Raw genomic sequence first — 19,458 nt, 5'->3', positions numbered from 1 at the left:
ACCGACGACATTCTGTCGTAGCGGCCGTGCTCCAAAGCGGCTTCCTACTCGTTTTTGAGCACGGGCTGGCTTACCCTCGAGGACCTGTCACACGAATACGTATGAAATCCGCCCGTACCTGATCTGCCGACCTACGACCTCCGCGAAGCCGTCAACATCAGCGCCATGGCGATGCCCTTCGAGGAAAATGAGTTCGACCGCGCCGGCATTACCAAGCGCTATGCTGAGCTCTCCCATACCCCAATGGTGGCCGAGAGCCCAGTCCACTTCGAATGCAAATACCTCTCAACCCACCGAATGACAGGCAATTCGAACGTCGGAACCATCGACATCGTCTTCGCCCAGGTCGAGCGCATCCACATCGATGACCACATCCTCACCGTCGACGGCCGACTCGACATCCAGAAGATCCGACCCCTGGCGCGGATGGGCTACCACGACTACACCTCGATCACTGAAACCTTCGAGATGAAGATCCCCCAGGCGTCAGACGACGAAGCTTATGGACTTGCCGGGCAGCCCGCCTAGCACCTCAAACCCCGCAGCCCCTGCTCACCCCCTTGAGCAGGGGTTGCGGCAGGAGTTCCAGAACCATGGTTTCCGCCACAAAACACCAAGCCCTACGGCCGCCGCGACGGGCACCGTCAACCAGCCGGGCCGGCGCAGGGCCTTCGCTCACGGGGCTTGACGCAACCAGCTCAAGCCTGTGCAGCCAACTGTCGCCGAAATCGTATTCATAGAAGGCTGCGCCCCCGCCAAGTGCTAGCAGTTCGCCCAGGAGTACTGCGGGTTCGAGCGCTGCGACGTTCAGGTCATCCTCGGCAAAGACCTGCGTGGTCCCGTCCTGGGCCGCGCTCTTGGGCCTCACGCAGGGCCTGCGCCGGCGCCATTGGCACCGGGGTCCTGTGGCCCGGGGTCAGGAGGCCACGGGGCTCGAGCGGCTCAGGTCTGCGGCGTTCACCGCTGCTGCCATCAGCAGGGCAGCCGTGAGCATGTGCAGGGCGACCAGCAGCACGGGGGCCGAGGTGGAACTGCGTAATGCCGATGCCGGCCTGGAGCACGATCAGCCAGAGTAGGACGGCCACAGAGCTATGGACGGGCCCGGTGATCCGCCGGGCCCTAATGAGTGCGAAGGCGAAGATCGTGCCGAAGGCCACGAGGTAAGCCGGAACGGGGTGGATATGGGAAAACAGATCCCCGTCCAGGCCATTGCGCGGAGCCTGCGCGTCTCCGGCATGGGGTCCTGCGCCGGTGAGCACGACGCCGAGGACAACAGCGGCGCCCGCGGCAGTGGCGACCGCTGCATCACCCGGCGCAGGGTTCGGGGCACTGCAGGCAGCGCGAGCGTGGCGAAGCTCCCGGTCCGGCCCCAGGCGCGATTGACCAAAAGCATGGCGAAAATGACGAGGGTCATGGAGACCAGGAAGTGCAGGCCCACAACCCAGGGGTTTAGCCGGGTCAGCACCGTGACTCCCCCGATGATGGCCTGTGTCGGCACGCTTGCCAGCAGCCCCAGGGCCAAGCGGAACAGGTCACGGCGCTCTTTGGGCACGTTCCAGAGCATTACGAGCATGCCCAGCGCCACTGCCGCCAGTGCGAAAGTCAGCATACGGTTGCCGAACTCAACGAGGCCGTGAATCCCCATTTCCTGAGTGGCGGCCAAGGACTCCGCTGTGCATCGGGGCCAGGTCGGACAGCCCAAGCCGGAAGACGTGAGGCGCACTGCGCCGCCGGTGACGATCAGTAGGATCTGTCCTGCCAGGGAGGCTAAGGCCATTCGCCGGACGCGGACATCGACTTCGGTGGGGAGCCGGTCGGTGAAGTGGCGGACGGCGGCTTCGATCAAGGGTCAGCTCCAGGGATTGGACGAGGAAGTCCGCGATCAGCGGAGCGATTCTCACAGGCGCGGTTCGAGGGCAAGGCGGTCGGTGTCATAGAGGTTGAGATCGCCCCAGCATCTCATCGAAGCAGGCTCGGGTCGGATCGGTAACGGACTCGCGGTAAAGGTGCGGACCCGTGGACCTCCAGGCATCTATAGACGGAAGAAGCGGCGGAAACCATCACGAGGTCACAACGTCGAAATTACTGCGTCAAATTGGGCTGTGCCGATAATCAGGAGACACTGGCGCTTCCTAACGCCAGCGTCTCCTGAAGGGGCCAGGCGACCCTTCATCAGTCGAGCTTGTGCGCCCGGTCGCCGCCGCAGAGATTTTCTACGCTCCTCGACAGTCATGGTGGTATTTGTTTGAGGTGATTTGATTTCAGGTTGTCACTTCGTCCGCTTCAGCCTTCGTGCCAAGCTTTTGGACTTCGGCCGTCGGCTGCCCATCGAGGGTCGATATTGCCAGTACCGCCGCCGCGATGAGAATGCCGGCTGCGACCAGCAGTGCGGAACCGTATCCCGCGGTTAGGGCGGCCCCGGTGCTGGTGCCTGCGTACCCCGGCGTGGCAGAAACGGTGGCCGCAATAGCGGCCAGCACGGCCAAGCCGAGTGCGACGCCAATCTGCTGGGCCGAGTTGAGCAGTGCCGAGGCGATTCCGGCCTTGTCTTGGTCAACGTGGTAAACGGCGGCCTGTGTCAGCGCGATGACGCCCAGGCCAAATCCTAGGGCGAGCACGAACATCGCTGGCGCCAGGTGCAGCCAGTAGCTGGTGTCCACGGTGATGGCGGACAACCAGAGTGCCGCAAGGGCGCTCAGGAGCGCCCCGGTTGCAGCGACAAGGCGCGGCGCGATCTTCAGCAGAAGTTTCGGGGCGCCGCCGGCGCCCAGTATGAGTCCGGCGGCGAACGGCAACCATGCAGCGCCGGTTTGGAGCGGGCTGTATTGCTGAACCTGCTGGAGGTAGAGGGTGATGACGTAGAAGGTGCCCATCGGGCCGATGGCCAGCAGCAGCATTGAGGCGTAGGCGCCGGCACGGTTGCGGCCCCTGAAGAGGCTTAGGGGCACCAGGGGGGTTTTGCTGCGCGCCTGGGTGAGCGTGAATACCAGGAGCAGGACGGCGGAAGCGCCGAAGAGGACCAATGCGACAGGGTCAGTGAATCTGGCCTCACCGAAACGTGTGATCGCGTACACGAGCGCGACCATTCCGCCGGTGCCCAGAACCGCGCCAAGAATGCCGAGCTGCCCCTGATTGCCGCCCGTGGCCGGGAGGGCACGGCTGCCCAGGAGAACCAACAGACCGATGGGGATGTTGATGAAGAACACCGACCGCCAGCCCGAAGTGTCCGTGAGAACCCCACCAAGAAGCAGCCCTACGACGATGCCGAGGGCGGACATCGCCCCATAGAGGGACAGGGCCGTGTCGCGCATCTTACGGTCAGGGAACGTCGTCGAAATCAGCGCCAAGGCGTTGGGAGCTGCCATGGCTGCGCCCAAACCCTGGGCGGCCCTGGCGATTATTAGCATTTCTGTGCTCTGCCCGAGTCCCCCGGCCAAGGAGGCCAGTACGAAGACTGCGACGCCGAGCTGCACGGTCCGACGCCGACCCCATAAGTCACCGATACGCCCGCCCAGCAGGAGGAGAGCGCCGAAGGCCAGGATGTAGGCATTGACAACCCACGGCAGGTGAAGGGCTTCCACACCCAGCTCCCGCTGGATGCTGGGTAGCGCGATATTCACGATCGAGTCATCCAGCACCAGCATCAGCTGCGTGGTTGCGATTACCAGCAGGGGTATCAAACCGCCGCGCTGTCCAGTCGTGGGGGCCAACAGTGTCTCCTTCATCATCCCCAGAGGGGAAGTTGCCCGAGTTGCCGGACCCGCCGCTGGCGAGTCCGCTGATACCCCGACGGGGTATCGCTGCTCATAAATTTATACCCCCCAGGGGTATGCATGTCAACTGTGGCACAGCGTCAGCAAGTGGTCGTGAGATGCGAAGGGCCGGGGATCCGGCAGGCCCGGCACAGGCCCACTGTGCCCCGTTGAGCCCCTCCAAGTCCCCGGCCAGAGGCTCTTTCCCGCGGAGAAGATGGCTGAGAATGCGCGTGGTGTACTCGCGAACGGCGTGGACGGCAGTGACGTCCTTGCCCGTATTCTCTTGCGGCACCTCAAGTCTCAGCGCCTCCGCCTCGAGCGCCAACCATGCTTTCAGCGCATCGGGCGTCGTGAAGTTCCGTCTCCGCCAATTGCGGACCTAAGGCTGCGAAAGGCTGGCATTACTGTTTCGGGCGAGCTCAACCAGCGCCGGCATCATCCGCGCCGACGAGGCCTGTCTGGTGGTGCAGTGTTACTGAAGGCTGGTCGTGCCGGGTGCACTTATGGTCGAAAAATGGCTCAGCTTTGATTCGCACCCGCAGAGGTATCCCTGTCGAAAGTACGTAGAGGGGAGGCCGCTTGGCTGGCGGAGTCCCTGCCTGCCCTTCACGGGCGAGTCGGCACTCCCGGTCGTACGGACGTCGAGCGTGCAGGGCGCCGTTCCTGCTCTCGCTATCTGTGATGCGCGTTGAGCAGCGAGCATGCCGGCCTGCAGTGACCCTTCCAGTCTGTACGCTGCCGTCGTTGAACCACCGGCTGAGCCCCAAAGCACTCGTGCTTCATGAAGCTCATGGTGATCCGACGAGTCATCTTTTGGCCCCAGTTCTAGTCCTAGCCCTCCCGGTTGCAGCTCGGCGCTCCAATCCTTCACGATCGTTTCCATTGGGCTGGCCGCTTTCGGGCCAAGGAACCGCAGCGGATAAAGGGCTAACGACACCCGAAGCAGCCGCCAAGTTCGGCGACAATGTGGGGAGTCTGGAGCCGTACGAATCGTGCCGTTGCGCATGTTGGCTACGATCGGCCTCTGGCCATGCTCGCGCCCGAGGTGATCGGTCAACTCGGCTTCCAGCGCCGTCTCGAGCACGTTCCTCGTGATCTGGTTCAGGCCGCCCGGGCCCACCAAGGTCACACCCTGTTCCTTGGCCTGCGCGAGCAACCGCTCCGCAAGCTCCTTCTAATCGATGATCTCTCCCGTCACGGGATCGATCACTGCCCCTGTTATCTCGGTCGTGGACTCTGACACGGCCGTCTCCCTTCGGATCGGGCCGGACCCCCACACCGTTATTCGTACAGTCGCGTAATTCCGGCGAACCACGGCTCTGGCTTCCCTGGAGCACTAATGTTCTTGCCCGGGACCCCGCGTTTCGCGTGTGTGCCAGTGATCGCCCCGATTCACTGGCACACGGGGATCGTTGCGTGCACGTCCTTCGCAGCTCAGATGGCATTCCTGCTGTTCGGTCGTCCGGCTGGTAGTTAGCGTACGCGCTTCACCTTGAGCACCGCGAGTGCGCCTATGATCGTGCATGCACCAGCCACGAGGAACAGTACCGAGTAATTCCCGCCGCCTATGGCGAGGATCGCCGGCGCGATTGCTGGGGCGATTGATTGCGGCAGCGCGCTGGCGATGTTGAACACACCGAGGTCCTTGGCAGCATTGTCGCGGTTGGGCAGCACGTCAGTGACGAGCGCGAGGTCAACTGCGAAGTAGATACCGATGCCGGCACCGGTAATGGCCATCGCGATGAGGAACACATTCATCTCAGATGAGAGCGCGACCACGAATAGTCCGATGCCGTAGACGAGCGCCGATGTAAGCACGAAGATCTTCCGTCGTCCGGTCGAATCCGAGAGCTTGCCTCCGACGAGGCTAAACAGGATCCAGCAGATCGACGAGACCAGGGTGGCGATGAAGATGCTGTCGGGGAGGTGCGCCTCGGAGATCCCGATCTTGTTGAGCAGGTAGAAGGCCTGGTAGGTGAGCAGGAACGACTGCCCCATGACGAACAGGAAGCGACTGATCCAGGCCCAGGCGAAGTCCGGGGCCTTCCGTGGGTCGGTGTAGAAGGTTGAGGCGAACTCCTTGAATGACCATGCCTGCTTGTCGTCGCCCGAGAGCCGGCGGTCCCTGAGGACAAGCATAAAGACGACCACGAACACGGCAGTGATCGTCATGGGAAACAGGAACATGGCCAACTGTCCCAGCGGGGCGACGAGCTGAACGACATAGGCGCCGACTAAGAGCGCGATCGGAGCGCAGATGCCGAGTACCCCGGAAACGATCCCTCGCTGCCTCTCGGGAATCTGGTCTGCCATGATGGCGACGACCGCCGCGAGGAGAGCGTTGAACGAGAGTTGGGTGATGGCCCAACCGACCACGACCGTCCAGACCGCGGGAGCTATCGCGACGATGGTGAGGCCCGCGATTGCGCCGACGAGGCCGACGATCATCCAAGGCCGGCGCATGCCCAGCTTGGCGGTGGTGCGGTCACTCAGTCGCCCGAAGAATGGGTTCCCGAACAGCGCGAGCAGTGCACCGATACCGGTAACCAGTCCGAGCGCTGTCGGAGCCGCGGCTGCGCCGACAAGGCCGTTGATCTTCAACGGCAGTGTCACCAGGATGGGTGCCAGGAGCGCAAGCCAGACTCCCATGTAGGCAAGGACATAGAGCGTTATGAAGCCTCCGCCAACGCGATTGACAATCGCTGTGGCCGAGGTGTTGGGCGCATCGGACATAATCCGATTCCTTTCTGATGAGTGCTGGAGCCTTCGTGCCCAGCAGGTTGCTCCGGAGGAACCACGAGCGCGTGGGACACGGAGGGTGTGAAGGTGAGTGTTTGGCCCTACAGGGAGGACAGCCGCGAGAGCAGGTGCTCGCGCTTCGAATTAGCGACGTTGGCGGCAACCATGGTCACGACGGAGATCACATCCATGCCGAGGGATACATTCAGCATGGGATGGGAGACGAGTTCGGGGAGCTCCTCGGTGAGGATCGCCTTGGCTTCGGGGTCCTTGAGCAGCAGCCCAATGCTGGTCCGGTGCAGTCGGTAGCGGCCGCCATTGCGACGGGCGAGCTTAGTTGACGACTTCGCTTCATCAGTAGGGTGCGGACGCGGCTGCCAGCCTTCGTATCGCAGGCCGAAGCCAAACTCGAACGCCGGGCTTTCGCTGTCGGACGGGACATCGGGTCTGCTCGCTTCGAGGGCGGCCATGGAGGAGGGCAGCTCCAGCGGCAGCTTTCCCAGCGGTTCGGCCTCGCCAAAGATGACGCGGGCGAAAGCCTCGTCGCTAGCTCCGAACTCGGCGATCAAAGAATCGGCGTGCGGGAGCAGCGGCGTGAGAATCGCACCGCGGTCAAGGTAGACGCCTACGACGGTGGGCACGACATCGGAGATGTCCTTTACGTTCTGGATGTCCTCGTCCGGGAAGTCCAGGGACCCGGCGTGGAAAAACGACTCGAGGTCTCCGGGGTGTCCGCGCTGTTCAAAGGGCGCAGCGATACGGACGATTGCGACGTCCGCCTCGTTGACAGTCGCAACGACGTTGGCCCGTCCTGCCAGTGCGAGCGGGTCCATCCCTTCGACATACACCTTGATGCCGCGGTCCAGCGGGAGACGGGCGAGCATCGGGCAGTTCACCAGCAGAGTGTGAGCGGCTGCCTGTGCTTCGAGCCCGGCTTGGCGGACGTCAGCGGCTCCGACGATGAGTTCGGCGCGTTCCGCATCGACCAGTGGGGCATCGAATAAGCCCAGCGCGAACTTCTCCCGCAGCAGGCGACGTGCCGACTCGTCGATACGGGCGTCACTGACCAGACCGGCATGGACCAGATTGATGAGCGTGTCGGGGATAGCCTCGCCCCCAAACTGGTCGATGCCCGCCTCAAGGGCCTTGACCATCCGCTCTTCGAAGCTCAGGTGCTCCACGCCCCACGGGGTCGCCCCGATGATGCCCCAGTCGCTGCACACCACCCCGTCAAAATCAAGGTCTTTGCGCAGCAGGTCGGTGATGATCTCCTTGTTGAAGCTGAACCCGACCTCCTCATACTTGGTGCCCATCGGCACACCGTAGTACGGCATCATCTGGGAGATTCCCGCCGCCAGGACGTCCCTAAACGGCTGCAAGTGCATCTCCCACAAGCCACCCGGGTAGACCTGCTCCTTGCCGTACGCGAAATGGGCATCCTCACCATCGAGCTGGGGGCCGCCGCCAGGGAAATGCTTGCCCATTGCAGCGACCGATGCCGGGCCGAGCCCGTCCTTGCCTTGAAGTCCGCGGACGTATGCCACCGCGAGCCGGGAGGTGATTTCCACGCTCTCCCCGAAGGTGCCCCCGGCGCGGGCCCAGCGCGGATCGGTTGCGAGATCAATCTGGGGGTGCAGGGCAAGCGAGATGCCAACTGCGCGGTATTCGCGGCGGACGATGTCAGCGAAGTGCTCCGTAAGCTCCGGATCGTCCAGGGCGCCGAAACCGAGGGGCTCAGGCCACTGCGAGAACGGCCCGGCGCCGAGGCCGGTGCCAGGGTTGTTCCCGAACGCATGGCGCGGGTCACTGGATATCGTCACCGGGATGCCGAAAGGCTGCTTCTTCACCTCCTCCTGCACCGCGTTCGCCCACTGCGCCAGATCACGAGCCTTCGGAGCCTGCAGGGTGTTGAAGTGGTTGATCCTTCGCTCGAACAGCGTGCGGGTCGAGGGATAACCGATAGGGCCGGGGGCATCGAAGTCCCCGACCCCCGCAAGCGGCTGGAACATGAGCCCCACCCGGTCTTCCAGGGGCAGGCGGCGGAGGAGATCCTCAGCCCTCTGCATCGGGCTCAAAGTCGGATCTTGGTACGGGTAAAGCTCTTCGTGGGACACGAAGGGACCTGCTCTCAAGGAAATAGGCGGCAGTCATAGCTCACTTCGCTTCCACGCGAGGCGAGCCGCGCAACCGACGAGGGGCGAACGTCTGCAACATCAATGGAGGGCGCCAGCGGCATCGCCAAGCCCCCCTTGAAGCGCTACACAGGCCGCAGACCTCGTGAGTCCACACCCCGTAGCGCCAGCATCAACCGGAAGAAGACCGGGAATCACATCACTGAACAGTGTCATTGACACCTGTCAGTGACACCATTCAGTGTTAGGCTGATCACGTCAGTTGTCAAGATCTGAGGAAGCGGGAGGTCAGTGAAGCCGTGTCGGCCAACATCCACAAACGCGTGACCAGCCAAGATGTCGCCCGAGAAGCCGGCGTGGCACGTTCAACGGTCAGCTATGTGCTCAACCGCACTCCCCACCAGTCCATCCCAGACAGCACGCGCAAGAGAGTATTTGAGGCAGCCGAGCGCCTGGAATACACGCCGTCCTCTGCCGCGCGCACGCTCAGGCGCGGCCGATCAGATGTTGTGCTGTGTCTTCTTCCCCCTTGGCCCCTTGGATCGGCTGCGGGTGCCCTGCTTGCCGAGCTGACCACCTCTTTTAGCGAGCGAGGTCTCAGTCTGGTGACCCACATCGAAGGCGATGGCATCCAGGACCCCGGCAAGGTGTGGCAGGAGATCGCGCCTGCTGCTGTCCTGACCTATCATCCTGTCCCACCGAATACCGAACGGGCCATGCGGTCAGCGGGCGTCAGGTCCGTAGTAGTCCTCTTCTCCCCGGAAGACGGCCCGACTGGCGGTCTCATCCGGCCTGACGAGAGGATTGGCCGCATGCAGGCCCAGCACTTGATCGCTGCGGGCCATGGACGGATCGGCTACGCTTACCCCGATCGGCGGGCGCTCGTGGACTTCGCAGGACCACGGCTCAAAGGCGTGGAGACGATGTGCTCCGAAGCTGGACTCCTGCCGCCCGAGGTATGTACCGTGCCGCTCGAAGCGCAATCGGCTGCCGCAGCCATCAAACACTGGCAGTACCTCCCCGAGCCGGTCACCGCCGTCTGCGCCTACAACGATGAAGTGGCACAGGCACTGATCGCTGGTGCCCGACTCTCTCGTGTCGACGTTCCGAGGGAGTTGGCCATCATCGGTGCGGACGACATTCCAACAGCCGCCTTGACCACCCCGCCACTCACAACCATTCGGATCGACCACGTAACTGAGGCGCGACGAATCGTCGAGACTGTAACTGCCATTCTGGCAGGCAAAAAACCACCTGCGGCCTGGGATACTGCCGAGCTCTTCACTACAATCATCCGCCAGTCGGCCTGAGGGCACGATTCGCGAACGCGGAAAGCTTTGTCTCTGCCTCGCCGGCCCTCCCTGAGGACCGGAAACCGGAACTTTCTCACCCTGAACACCAGTCCGCAAGCCGGAAGCAAGCAGGAACGCATCATGATGATGACACCCACACCCCCGTCCAAACTTTCGGCTTCGCCGTTCCAAGAAGGACTGAACGTCCAGTACGTCCTGAACGCCGCGGGGAATCCGCCGCCAACAAGAGAACCTCACCACCGTCCCACACAGGAAGCCGTGGCGAAGGGTGGTCACTGAGCCGGTAACAACTTATGGACTAGGGAAGGCAGCATTGAAAGCGCGAAGCTGAATCCCCGCCGCGCTTCAATTCCTTTGTCCCTGGCTACGACTATTGCTGGTGCACAAAAGGTTATGCCGTCTGGCTGGCTTCCATGGAGAGGCGACAAGCCATATCGCTGCCTGTCATTCTGACCTGCGTCCACGATCGCTGGGAGGGTCTTCCGGGCAACCAGGGCGCAAAGGCGTTGGCTCCGGGACGAAAGCTGTCCATTACGACATAGACACTCGCCGTAAGGACGTTTTCACCCCAGCGCTGGCCGCAAGTTTCACTCCACGCCCTCAGCCCAGCGGACGGGCCCCTGCCGAAAGATGACCAACACCCACGAAAAACAGGCCTTTCGACGATGGGGCCTGGGTCGGTCCTACCCGTCATGCCATGGCGATGCCTTCCAAACTACAACCTCCAGAAGCATCCGTGCGGCTGGCGCCAATGACACGGGAATGGGGTCCCTAGGTTGTGCTCGTGTCACGTTGCGGCAGGCCTAACAACACGACTGTTGCGCGTCGGTTTGGATGTCTTGTGGCCCGTCGGTGCTGCAGCAACCCGGTTCTCCTTGTTGGCTTGCTGGGGACAGTCGGCAGAAACAGGAAACGCTGACATCGATATCAGCAGCGGCCAAGGCGATGTCACGTTGAAGGACGATTTTCTTGGCCTCGTCATCTTTGCCAAGCACGGTGAGGCATTCATATAAGCCTTGTAGGCTCCAGACGTTGTTCGGCCGCACCCGGCGTCGTGCCAGCGTTCCGGCGAGTCCAAGGTCGTCCCGGTAGACGGTTTCTGCCTCTTCATAGCGACCCTGTTCCAGCAGGAGGGCGCCGTAGGCGTGGCGCGCGGGCATGAGCCATGCGGGGGGATCCGCATAGGGCAGGGCGTCCTCGAGTTCGATGGCCCGGCGCAGGCTGGTGAAGGCGTGGTTGAAATTGCCTTTTCTGTATTCGAGCTCCCCATCGAGTACTGCGGCGGCAACTTTGAGGAGGTCGATCTCTTTTACCGGAACGGTATTCAAGCGACTTTCCGGAACAGACACTGAAACCTCGAGGAACCGGTCGCGTGCCTTCTCGGCTTCGGGGATGCGACCCAGGACGGCGTTGGCTATGCTTTGTGCATAGAGGATCATGGCGGTGGTGGAACAGAACAGTTCTTGGTCCCCGGGTAGTTCGAGCTCAAGAATTTCCTGCCAGCGTCCGAAGCGGATTAACACGTGTGGGAGGATTGTTCTGAAGTGTTCGCCGATATCCGCCAGCGGCGGAGTCGTGACCTGAAGCAATTCTGGTGTGATGATCTCCTCCAACCGCTGCGCCGCACTGAGAGCTACCTCGTACCGTCCTGAGATCATTCCTGCGTATGCCAGGTTGTGAAGGTTGTGGGCACGGTACATCCTGTACCAGAGGACGCGGCTTTCACGCCCGAAGAACTTCTCGTCGGCGGCCACTGCGTCCTGGCTCGTGTCTATAACCCGGCGCCAGTCTCCACATGCAGCATCGATATGGGTGACCATATGGGACATGTGTGATCCGTCGGGAACGAGCGTCCGCAACCTGTCTGCTGCGGGAATCGCGATTTCGGGGTAGGGCGACATCTCCATGAGGTGGATGTAAAGGTGTGCTAGAGCGGGATGGCCGTCCCCGCCAGGCTGCGCCATGGCTGCCTCAAGGACGCCGCGTGCTTCATCGGTGCCCGGACTTGTCGGTTCTCCTGAATCCAAGTCCCACAGGCCTCGCGGTCGAACGCACAGGAGCGCGTCAGCGAACAGCGCGGCAACATCCAGGTCGTGGGGGTGTGCGTGGTAGACCGGGCGCATGGCGTCTGCATAGGCGAGGTCGAGTTTGCGGTACTCCGCCGGATCACTGGGGACGCCATCGACCGGGAACCGCGCCGTGAGTGCCTCGATCAGCGCACGTTCAACGGGAGTGGCGTCAGCAGCGGCATTGTGGGCGCTTCGTATTACCGAACGTATATATGGAATGGATTCTTCCAGGTCGACACGGTCAAACAACCGCCAGGCCTTGTTATAGTTGGGTCCCTTGGCGAAGGCGATGCCCCAGTAAGCCAGTGCGCATCCCGGGTCAGAGTCAAGGGCCTTTTCAAAGCATCGGATCGCCTCCTCATGATTGAAAGAGTAGGCCCACAACAGCCCTCGGTCGAACCATAGCTGCGCCTCAGGCGAGGACGTGGTGACTGCGCGGTTATACAGGCCAAGGTCATAGTTGTAATCGGACAACTCAATTCCAATCGATCTAAATTCTTTGCCTGTGAGGCACGAATAACGGCAGCGCTGTATGAAAGTGTTCAACAGCACCCGAAAACTACTGGGCTGGCCCGAATTTGAACTCTGTGTGTCTCGGACAATGGCGGGGCCAGACGAATCCGGACATCCACATCCCTGCCGTTGCGAGCAGAGGAAACACTGGGACCCAAGTTAGGAGGCGAACGTGGTTTAGATGATGATCTTTATCTAAAAGGACTTATCTACCTAGAGTGCTGGGGGGACCGGCGCCATGGTTGACCATCCGTGCCTCGGTTACTGACCGGGCGTGCCTTGACGATTCCGGTATTCGACTGGCGTCATTCCGGTCGCTGCGCGGAATGCACGGTAGAAACCTGACTCGCTCTCAAAGCCGCACGCTGCCGCAATGGCGGAGATGGGCCGGTCCTCCCCCGACTGCAGCAGAAATCGTGCGCGCTCCAGCCGCATTTGTCTCAGCCTGCCGCCTATTCCGATGGGGCCCGTTAACCGATACAGCGTTCGGCGCGAGACATTGCAGGCTTTGGCGATGATGACAGCGTCCAGACGGGAGTCCGCGAGATTCTTGCGAAGAAAATCAAACACTTTTTCCTGTGCCATGGCATCTACGGCCACCGCAGGCGGGGCCGTGCGGCTTGCATAGGATGTCGCGGCGGACAGAAGCCCCAAGGCGTGGCTTTCCAGGACGGACGCCGCGCCAGGGTCCACCATGGCCGTTTCGGAGAATGACAGCAGGAACGATGCGACCGCCGCCCCGGGTGTGCCTCTGCCGAGAGAACGGGCGGTAAAAGCGCGCGAATCGTGGAACACCACGTCTTGTTTAGGCACCCGGACCACCACCTGATGCATTGGCTGCTCAAAGGACAAAGCGTAGGGCCTGGCACTGTCATAGAAGACCATCTCACCTGGGGAGAGCACCGTAGCCCTGCCGTCCTGTTCTACTTTCCCTTCCCCTTGCACTTGAATGCTTGCCAGCAGAAACTCCCCGCTGCCGTGGGCGATCAGACTCCGCGTTCGCCGGACCCGCTGGCCGTCGGCCACTACAGTAGACAACTCCAGTCCCCCGATAGTGGCCTGCCGGAGGTTTCCCCGGAAACCATCTTTCGCGACCGGCTCGGCTGTTAGTGGCACGAACGATTTGCTGATGATTTCCCGCCATAAGGAGAACGCATCACGCTCTGAAACAGAGCTTGTACTCAGACGCGTGTCCGGAGACTGCCCCTGCCGATGGGGCAGATAAGTGGCGCGGCCACCTCCTGGGCGTGCTCCACGATGGAGCGCTGCGAAATCTGTTGAACGGTTCATTGACGCCTTTCCAGAGATATGCTTTCTGGCCGGAGGAACCTGACAGCTGGGCACATCGGATCCCACCCGGTGGCACAATTTATGACCGCAACTGACAGGTGTCAGTAGCGTTTTTTAGTCTCGGCCTGGCGGTTGTTCGTTGTCAAGGTCGACTCGTCCGGGCAGGGCCTCACAGCCACGCCATTAAGTGGACTGCGCCCAAACCAAGTACGGCGATCAGGACCCAGGCACACAGGGCCATCACGAAGGCTGACGCTCCGCTATGCAACAGGTCCCGGACGCGGACTGCTGATCCCAAGCCAAAGAGTGCCGCGCCCAAGGCTACGTCCTGGAGGGTGCCTCCGATTTCAAGGACGGCCGGCGTGGTCCAGCCGAGCGTGCGCACCGCAATCATCGCCAGGAAACCCAGCACGAATAACGGCACGATCGGCGGAAAGGAAGCCGACGACGCCTCTGCCGCGCCCGGCCCCCCTGCTCTAGCAAGCGCAACGCCGCGGATGTGGCGGCGCCGTTCCAGAAGCCCTGCCACACCCACAATGGGGGCCAGCAGTACTACTCGGGTTAGTTTGATGACGACCGCACCGCTAAGGGCCACCGCTCCGGCGGTCTGTGCGGTTGCCACGACCTGCCCGACGTCATGAACGGAGGCGCCAACCCATTGGCCAAACATCAGTGAATTCAGACCCAAGGGGTGCTTCAGCAGCGGGAGGATTCCGATGGCGAGTGTGCCGCACAGAGTCACCAAAGCTACCGGCAACACAGTTTCCTGATGCTTGGACCCCTTCACAGCAGCCATGGCACCGATGGCAGAGGCGCCGCAGATCGAAAACCCGGTAGCAATCAGCAGAGGGGCGTCCCCCGGCAGCCTGAACAGTCTTCCCAAAGCATAGATGCCCGCGAAGGAGAGCAGAACGACAGCGATCACCAGCCCTGCGGCTTGCCAGCCCAGGGCCGCGATATCCCCCAGGCTAAGCTTCAGTCCCAGCAGGACAACTCCAGCCCGCATAAGATTTTTACCGGCGAAACGCAGGCCCGGCTGCCAGCGGCCGTTGCACCATTCAGCCGTCATAGGGACATTCGCCACCAGAATACCCAACGCAACAGCGGCAGTCATCGCCGGCAGCGAGGGCAACGCCGCATGGACGCCGAAAGCAACCGCGACGGCAGCCGCACTGGCGAGCAAGCCGGGAAAAAGTTCCCGCAACCGGTTCACGCGCGGCCCCCGCACGTACCTTCGCATCGTATGGGAGTGCGGAAACCGGGGGCGCGAGCCGGTCCATAGGTCCTAATTCTGGTCATGTTTCAACCATCGCCTGACATCTGCCGCTCGGGTACCCCCCGATCTGGCCTCAACTCATGCGCAGTTGACATGAGCTGTACGGTGCCCATATCGTCCATGCATGAGCAGTCGTCCAGATCTTTCGGCATTGGAAATCCTCGTCCTGGTCGCGGAGACGGGGTCACTAGGTGCTGCGGCACGCCGTCTGGGTATTGCCCAACCCAATGCAAGCCGCGCAGTTGCCCGGCTCGAACGCCAGCTAGGTCTTTCCCTTGTCGTCCGCACCCCCGGAGGCTCACGGGTAACAACTGAGGGCGAGGTTGTCACTGCATGGGCGCGTGAGGCTCTCGGTGCAATGGACCGCATGATCCTCGGTGCCCGGTCACTCGCTGCGGAGCGCGCGGCGCAGCTGACCATTGCAGCAAGCCTGACCATAGCGGAGTATCTCGCCCCACGCTGGCTGGCCCGGTTCCGCCGTGCACACCCCGATTTGCACGTCAGCCTCGCCGTTGGTAACTCCGGGGAGGTCCTTGAGCAGGTTATGGCTGGCCGCGTTCCCGTTGGCTTTGTGGAAACTCCGGCGCCGCCACGAACAGTCGCATCAACTACGGTCGCACACGATGCCTTGGTTGTTGTCGTGGGGTCAACGCACCCCTGGGCGCGCCGACGCACGCCACTGCAGGCCACCGACCTGGTCGCCTCGGAACTGGTGCTGCGGGAAGTAGGTTCAGGGACCCGCGACACCCTGGCACGGGCACTTGAGCGCGCGGGGACGCCACTTGGCAACGCACGGATGGAGCTTGCCAGCACCGTAGCGGTGAAGGCAGCGGCCCTCGAAGGTTCAGCAGTGGCGGTGCTAAGTGAGCTTGCGGTCTCAGCTGAGATTGCTACAGGCCAGCTCATCGCCATGCCTGTTGAGGGACTCGACCTGACACGGTCCCTCCGGGCCATATGGCTGCCCGAACGACGTCCGGACGGAGCAGCCGCTGAACTCGTACGGATAGCAAAGGCAGCCAGGTAGAACTCATTATCGCGCACCAGCTATAAAGTGGACTGTTTTAGCCATGGGTTATCGTCAAACAGCGCGCGGCAGGGTTAGGCCGGCATGACGCTTTCAGTGCCCACCGTGTCGCTTGCGGCAGTCGCGATCGACATGGAACCGCCCACGTGGACCATGCCTTCTCCGATTGGTGCGACATAGACCCCTGCACAGGCCCATTGGCCTGGCAGTTTCCGCAGTTCCAATGTGTTGTTTTTCGCGATTGAGCGGAGCGTGCGGCGATCAACTGGCAGTCCTTGATGGGCCAGGGTCGACATGACGCAACGCGGTGTAGGGAGGAGCACGCGCGTCCCCACGCCATCGATCCATGTCGTCCTGTCTTCCCATTCCTGCTCGACGAAGCCCGCTCCTACCGAGTCGATGACTATGTTGGGCGGTAGCGTCGGTGGTCGAACCTAACACCTGGGGATAGAGTCTCGAGTTTTCGGAGGCTAGAGGTCGTGATGAGATGGATTGGAGCCAGGTCAAGGAAGGAATCCTCGCCATTCACTTTGGGAACTGCACCGGCAAGTTCAAACACGACGAGGTCTTCGCCGCCCTCGACCCGGACTGTTCGCTGGCGCGTCCACTCGTTGGCCTCCTGTCCTTTTACCACTCGCCATCTGACATCGGATGAGGCATTTGGCGGCGCTTTCGTGATAAGTCGTACATCTCGGCCGACTGCACGACTCAGTTGCCCGTCGATGTCCTCCGCGTCGCTCTGGTGGATCGTTCCGTCGGGAAAAGTGAACCGGCTGCTGGCAGAGGCTGGCCCGATACGGGCTCGCTGGAATAACGCGCACTGAACCGGAGAAGCGATCCCCATAGTCTGGGGTTTTTTGCACTGGCGATCTTGCCGCTGCTCACGTCTAAAAGCGCAAAGCGGCGGTCGCCGATGAGACCGTTGCGTTGGACGCGTGCAGTGTCCAACGCCTCGCCACCCATTGACTTAACTGGATAGCGGTAGAGGTGCGTGATCTGCATGGTGCCACCTGCAACGCGTCGGATCCGGCCTACCACGGCAACCCGTCGTAGACTCCGGCCTCGAAGTCCCGGAAGAGACGCATCAGCGCGCTGTCAGCAAAGGGGATCACTTGTGCCACCAGAAGCCCAGCGACGTTTTTAGTGGGGTCGATCCAGAAGTAGGAATTACCCAGTCCTGCCCAGGCGAGACTGCCGGCGCTCCGTCCCGTGGGTGCTGCAGTGATATTGATCATGAAAGCCAGGCTCCAACGCTTCGGGGTTCCGGGCAGGAACTCCGCCTTGTTCGTGTAGGCGGGTACTCCCTGCTCCAAGGGTGTTACTGGCAGGTCTCCTGTCTGATTGCGGATCATTTCCGCCACTGTCTCGGGTCGGAGGATCTGCTGGCCGTCAGGGGTGCGTCCTTGGCGGAGAATCATCTGTTGGAACCGGATATAGTCGGTGCCGGTGCCGTAGAGGCCGCCGCCGCCCATAAAAAAATCGGGCTGTTGCGGTACTTCAAACGGCATCTCGACCAAGGACCCGTCGGGCGTCCTAGCGTGCATCCCCATCAGTTTGTTCCGTTGTGAATCGGTGAGGATGAACCCGGTGTCGTGCATGCCCAGCGGATCCAGGAGTTGTTCTCGAAGGTACTCGTCAAGCGACGAGTGCGTTATCCGCTCAATCAGTTGTCCTACCCAGTCGGTGTTGATGCCGTAGACCCAGCGTTCGCCGGGGTCGGACACCAAGGGAGTCATGAGGGTGGATTTTTTGCACTCGACGACGTTAGGGATTGAATGCAGCTCGTGTAAACGCGCGATGTCACTGTTGAACATGTCATGGGATTTGGTCCCGGCTGGTTGCTGTCCGGAGTTTTCCTGACGTCGGTAGCGTGGGCAGCGCGCGGATGGGTCAAAACGGTTAAGTCACCGCACTTTTTTCACGGGAATGATCGTTAGCGCGCCCAGTAGGGCGGTTCCTGCCGCTACCGCGAGCAGGAGGTCGTAGTGGCCTCCCCCTATGGTCACCAGGGCTGCTGAGACTGCTGGAGCGAGTGTCTGCGGTCCTGTCATGGCGATGTTGAAGACGCCGAGATCCTTCGCTGTGTCTTCAGGGTTCGGTAGGACGTCGATGACGAGGGCGAGGTCAACGGCGATGTAGATACCGAAGCCGACGCCGATGACGAGTTCTGCCCAGTAGAAGGCGCTCGTGGAGTTGGCCAAGGTCAGCATCCACGTGCCGATTCCGAAGATTATTGCCGAGGTCCAGATGAAAACTTTCCGCCGTCCCAGCCGGTCGGATATCCACCCGGCAATTTGGCCGGCTGTAACCAGAGCGAGCGTGTAAATGAGGACGCCGGTCGCCAGCGCTCCGGCCGCATCTTGTTTGGAGAGACCGAGGTCCTGCTGCAGATAAAGAAGTCGGAACGTGACGAACATGAACATTGCCAGGACCACGAGGAAGCGGGAGACCCAGGCGAATGCGAAGTCGGGGTTTTTGCGGGGGTTGACCCAAAAAGTTTTCAGCGCGGTTCGTGTGCCGCCTTCTGAGGCGGGCCTGCGCTGGATCGGCTGGTCCGGCAGCATGAAGGCAAAGACGAGCACCAGCACCAGCGAGAGAAGACCGGGGATCAGAAAGAGCAGAAGCATATTTTGCCCGAAAAAGCTTGCCGAGTACGCTGCGCCGAGGGAGGCTGCCTGGGAAGCAATGCCGATCATGCCGCTGACCTTGCCGCGCTGCCACTGGGGTACCTGGTCTGCCAGGGTTGCGGTATGTGCGGCGACCGCCGCGTTGCCAAGGGCCTGCGCGAAGAACCAGCCGATGCCCAAGATCACAGTGTTCGGGGCCGTCGCAATGATTGCCAGACACGCCAGGAGTCCCAGCGCGCCGGCAACCAGCCAGGGTCGCCGCCGTCCGAAGCGACCAATGGTGCGGTCACTGAGGCGGCCAAAAACCGGATCGAAGAGGAGCGCTGCAAATGCCCCCATTGAAATCACGGTGCCAAGCGTCGCGGGAACGTCTGATGCGGAAACTAGGGACTGAATCTTGAGTGTCATGCCAGCGACGATGGGAACGGAGAGGGCGATCATCAGCCCCAGCCGGGCGAGCACCATCGTGGCGATGACGCGTGCTTTTGCCTTGTGGACGGGGGCTGGGGCAGCGGACCAAGCCTTAGGCGCTTCAGGTGCTGCAGCAGAATCAGACACAACCATGGGTCTCATTGCTTTCTTGAAAAGGGAGGGAATCGAGCCGTGCCGGCCCGTGTGATAGGAACCACAATAGCTCAAGCCGACCGAGTGCACGGTCGGGTTATCAAATCGTTACATCACCGCTCTTCATAGCTCAATTATTGACCGACCGAGTACACG

General features: G+C 61.8%; 14 protein-coding genes and 4 pseudogenes. 5 read left to right on the top strand and 13 right to left on the bottom strand.

The genetic code is table 11. From position 1 onward, the window contains the following. Window positions 1-297: 297 nt before the first annotated feature. Window positions 298-528 carry a hypothetical protein gene (locus tag R5O87_RS23905; protein ID WP_410554671.1) on the top strand — a complete coding sequence of 77 codons (231 nt, stop codon included), beginning with the start codon at window positions 298-300 and terminating at the stop codon, window positions 526-528. 4 nt (window positions 529-532) lie between these two features. Here R5O87_RS23905 and R5O87_RS23900 read toward each other — a convergent pair whose 3' ends face one another. The 7 genes and pseudogenes from R5O87_RS23900 to R5O87_RS23870 form a co-directional block, all read right to left on the bottom strand. Then, a complete protein-coding gene (locus tag R5O87_RS23900) occupies window positions 533-868 on the bottom strand; it encodes an IS1096 element passenger TnpR family protein (protein ID WP_410554670.1) in 336 nt (111 codons plus the stop codon). Window positions 869-916: 48 nt separating this feature from the next. Beyond that, window positions 917-1,777, bottom strand: a pseudogene (locus R5O87_RS23895) (COX15/CtaA family protein). Between the two features lie 484 nt (window positions 1,778-2,261). Next, a complete protein-coding gene (locus tag R5O87_RS23890) occupies window positions 2,262-3,710 on the bottom strand; it encodes an MFS transporter (RefSeq protein WP_410554668.1) in 1,449 nt (482 codons plus the stop codon). Window positions 3,711-3,804: 94 nt separating this feature from the next. Continuing rightward, a pseudogene (locus R5O87_RS23885) lies at window positions 3,805-4,098 on the bottom strand (hypothetical protein); the annotation flags it as partial. Window positions 4,099-4,746: 648 nt separating this feature from the next. Beyond that, window positions 4,747-4,965, bottom strand: a pseudogene (locus tag R5O87_RS23880) (IS256 family transposase); the annotation flags it as partial. A gap of 263 nt (window positions 4,966-5,228) precedes the next feature. Then, window positions 5,229-6,488: an MFS transporter gene (locus R5O87_RS23875; RefSeq protein ID WP_410554666.1), complete on the bottom strand. Its 1,260-nt coding sequence runs from the start codon at window positions 6,486-6,488 to the stop codon at window positions 5,229-5,231. Window positions 6,489-6,595: 107 nt separating this feature from the next. Continuing rightward, window positions 6,596-8,560, bottom strand: coding sequence for a glycoside hydrolase family 3 protein (locus R5O87_RS23870; protein ID WP_410554761.1), 1,965 nt, complete (start codon window positions 8,558-8,560; stop codon window positions 6,596-6,598). A gap of 365 nt (window positions 8,561-8,925) precedes the next feature. Here R5O87_RS23870 and R5O87_RS23865 point away from each other — a divergent pair, with 365 nt between their 5' ends. Beyond that, a complete protein-coding gene (locus R5O87_RS23865) occupies window positions 8,926-9,936 on the top strand; it encodes a LacI family DNA-binding transcriptional regulator (protein WP_410554665.1) in 1,011 nt (336 codons plus the stop codon). A gap of 806 nt (window positions 9,937-10,742) precedes the next feature. Here R5O87_RS23865 and R5O87_RS23860 read toward each other — a convergent pair. The 3 genes from R5O87_RS23860 to R5O87_RS23850 form a co-directional block, all read right to left on the bottom strand. After that, window positions 10,743-12,482 (bottom strand): tetratricopeptide repeat protein, encoded by a 1,740-nt coding sequence (locus R5O87_RS23860; RefSeq protein WP_410554664.1) that lies wholly within the window; start codon window positions 12,480-12,482, stop codon window positions 10,743-10,745. A gap of 300 nt (window positions 12,483-12,782) precedes the next feature. After that, window positions 12,783-13,811: an AraC-like ligand-binding domain-containing protein gene (locus R5O87_RS23855; RefSeq protein WP_410554663.1), complete on the bottom strand. Its 1,029-nt coding sequence runs from the start codon at window positions 13,809-13,811 to the stop codon at window positions 12,783-12,785. A 169-nt stretch (window positions 13,812-13,980) separates the two neighbouring features. Beyond that, window positions 13,981-15,051 carry a YeiH family protein gene (locus R5O87_RS23850; RefSeq protein WP_410554662.1) on the bottom strand — a complete coding sequence of 357 codons (1,071 nt, stop codon included), beginning with the start codon at window positions 15,049-15,051 and terminating at the stop codon, window positions 13,981-13,983. Window positions 15,052-15,211: 160 nt separating this feature from the next. On the opposite strand from R5O87_RS23850, the pseudogene R5O87_RS23845 reads away from it, so the two are divergent. The 3 genes and pseudogenes from R5O87_RS23845 to R5O87_RS23835 all read left to right on the top strand — a co-directional run. Next, window positions 15,212-15,397, top strand: a pseudogene (locus R5O87_RS23845) (helix-turn-helix domain-containing protein); the annotation flags it as partial. A gap of 48 nt (window positions 15,398-15,445) precedes the next feature. Continuing rightward, window positions 15,446-16,111 (top strand): LysR substrate-binding domain-containing protein, encoded by a 666-nt coding sequence (locus R5O87_RS23840; RefSeq protein ID WP_410554760.1) that lies wholly within the window; start codon window positions 15,446-15,448, stop codon window positions 16,109-16,111. Window positions 16,112-16,598: 487 nt separating this feature from the next. Then, a complete protein-coding gene (locus R5O87_RS23835; protein ID WP_410554661.1) occupies window positions 16,599-16,766 on the top strand; it encodes a hypothetical protein in 168 nt (55 codons plus the stop codon). A gap of 53 nt (window positions 16,767-16,819) precedes the next feature. Here the strand turns inward: R5O87_RS23835 and R5O87_RS23830 are convergent, their stop codons facing one another. From R5O87_RS23830 to R5O87_RS23820, 3 genes are all read right to left on the bottom strand, one after another. Next, window positions 16,820-17,113, bottom strand: a complete 294-nt coding sequence (locus R5O87_RS23830; protein ID WP_410554660.1) for an MOSC N-terminal beta barrel domain-containing protein — start codon at window positions 17,111-17,113, stop codon at window positions 16,820-16,822. 29 nt (window positions 17,114-17,142) lie between these two features. Beyond that, the gene (locus R5O87_RS23825; RefSeq protein WP_410554659.1) at window positions 17,143-17,925 is read right to left on the bottom strand and encodes a serine hydrolase domain-containing protein; all 783 of its coding nucleotides are present in this window, start codon (window positions 17,923-17,925) and stop codon (window positions 17,143-17,145) included. Between the two features lie 90 nt (window positions 17,926-18,015). Continuing rightward, entirely contained in the window at window positions 18,016-19,302 is a 1,287-nt protein-coding gene (locus R5O87_RS23820) for an MFS transporter (protein ID WP_410554658.1), read from the bottom strand. Window positions 19,303-19,458: the final 156 nt, after the last annotated feature.

Source organism: Arthrobacter globiformis, assembly GCF_046536215.2.
Lineage (GTDB): Bacteria > Actinomycetota > Actinomycetes > Actinomycetales > Micrococcaceae > Arthrobacter > Arthrobacter globiformis_E.
This window is presented reverse-complemented; position numbering and strand designations above follow the sequence as displayed.

Bases quoted from the DNA above. Each gene is read 5' to 3' on its own strand.
- R5O87_RS23905 (WP_410554671.1), top strand. From the start codon at position 298: ATGACAGGCAATTCGAACGTCGGAACCATCGACATCGTCTTCGCCCAG.
- R5O87_RS23875 (WP_410554666.1), bottom strand. From the start codon at position 6,488: ATGTCCGATGCGCCCAACACCTCGGCCACAGCGATTGTCAATCGCGTT.
- R5O87_RS23870 (WP_410554761.1), bottom strand. From the start codon at position 8,560: ATGCAGAGGGCTGAGGATCTCCTCCGCCGCCTGCCCCTGGAAGACCGG.
- R5O87_RS23855 (WP_410554663.1), bottom strand. From the start codon at position 13,811: ATGAACCGTTCAACAGATTTCGCAGCGCTCCATCGTGGAGCACGCCCA.
- R5O87_RS23850 (WP_410554662.1), bottom strand. From the start codon at position 15,051: ATGCGAAGGTACGTGCGGGGGCCGCGCGTGAACCGGTTGCGGGAACTT.
- R5O87_RS23840 (WP_410554760.1), top strand. From the start codon at position 15,446: ATGGACCGCATGATCCTCGGTGCCCGGTCACTCGCTGCGGAGCGCGCG.
- R5O87_RS23835 (WP_410554661.1), top strand. From the start codon at position 16,599: ATGGATTGGAGCCAGGTCAAGGAAGGAATCCTCGCCATTCACTTTGGG.
- R5O87_RS23830 (WP_410554660.1), bottom strand. From the start codon at position 17,113: ATGCAGATCACGCACCTCTACCGCTATCCAGTTAAGTCAATGGGTGGC.
- R5O87_RS23825 (WP_410554659.1), bottom strand. From the start codon at position 17,925: ATGTTCAACAGTGACATCGCGCGTTTACACGAGCTGCATTCAATCCCT.
- R5O87_RS23820 (WP_410554658.1), bottom strand. From the start codon at position 19,302: ATGGTTGTGTCTGATTCTGCTGCAGCACCTGAAGCGCCTAAGGCTTGG.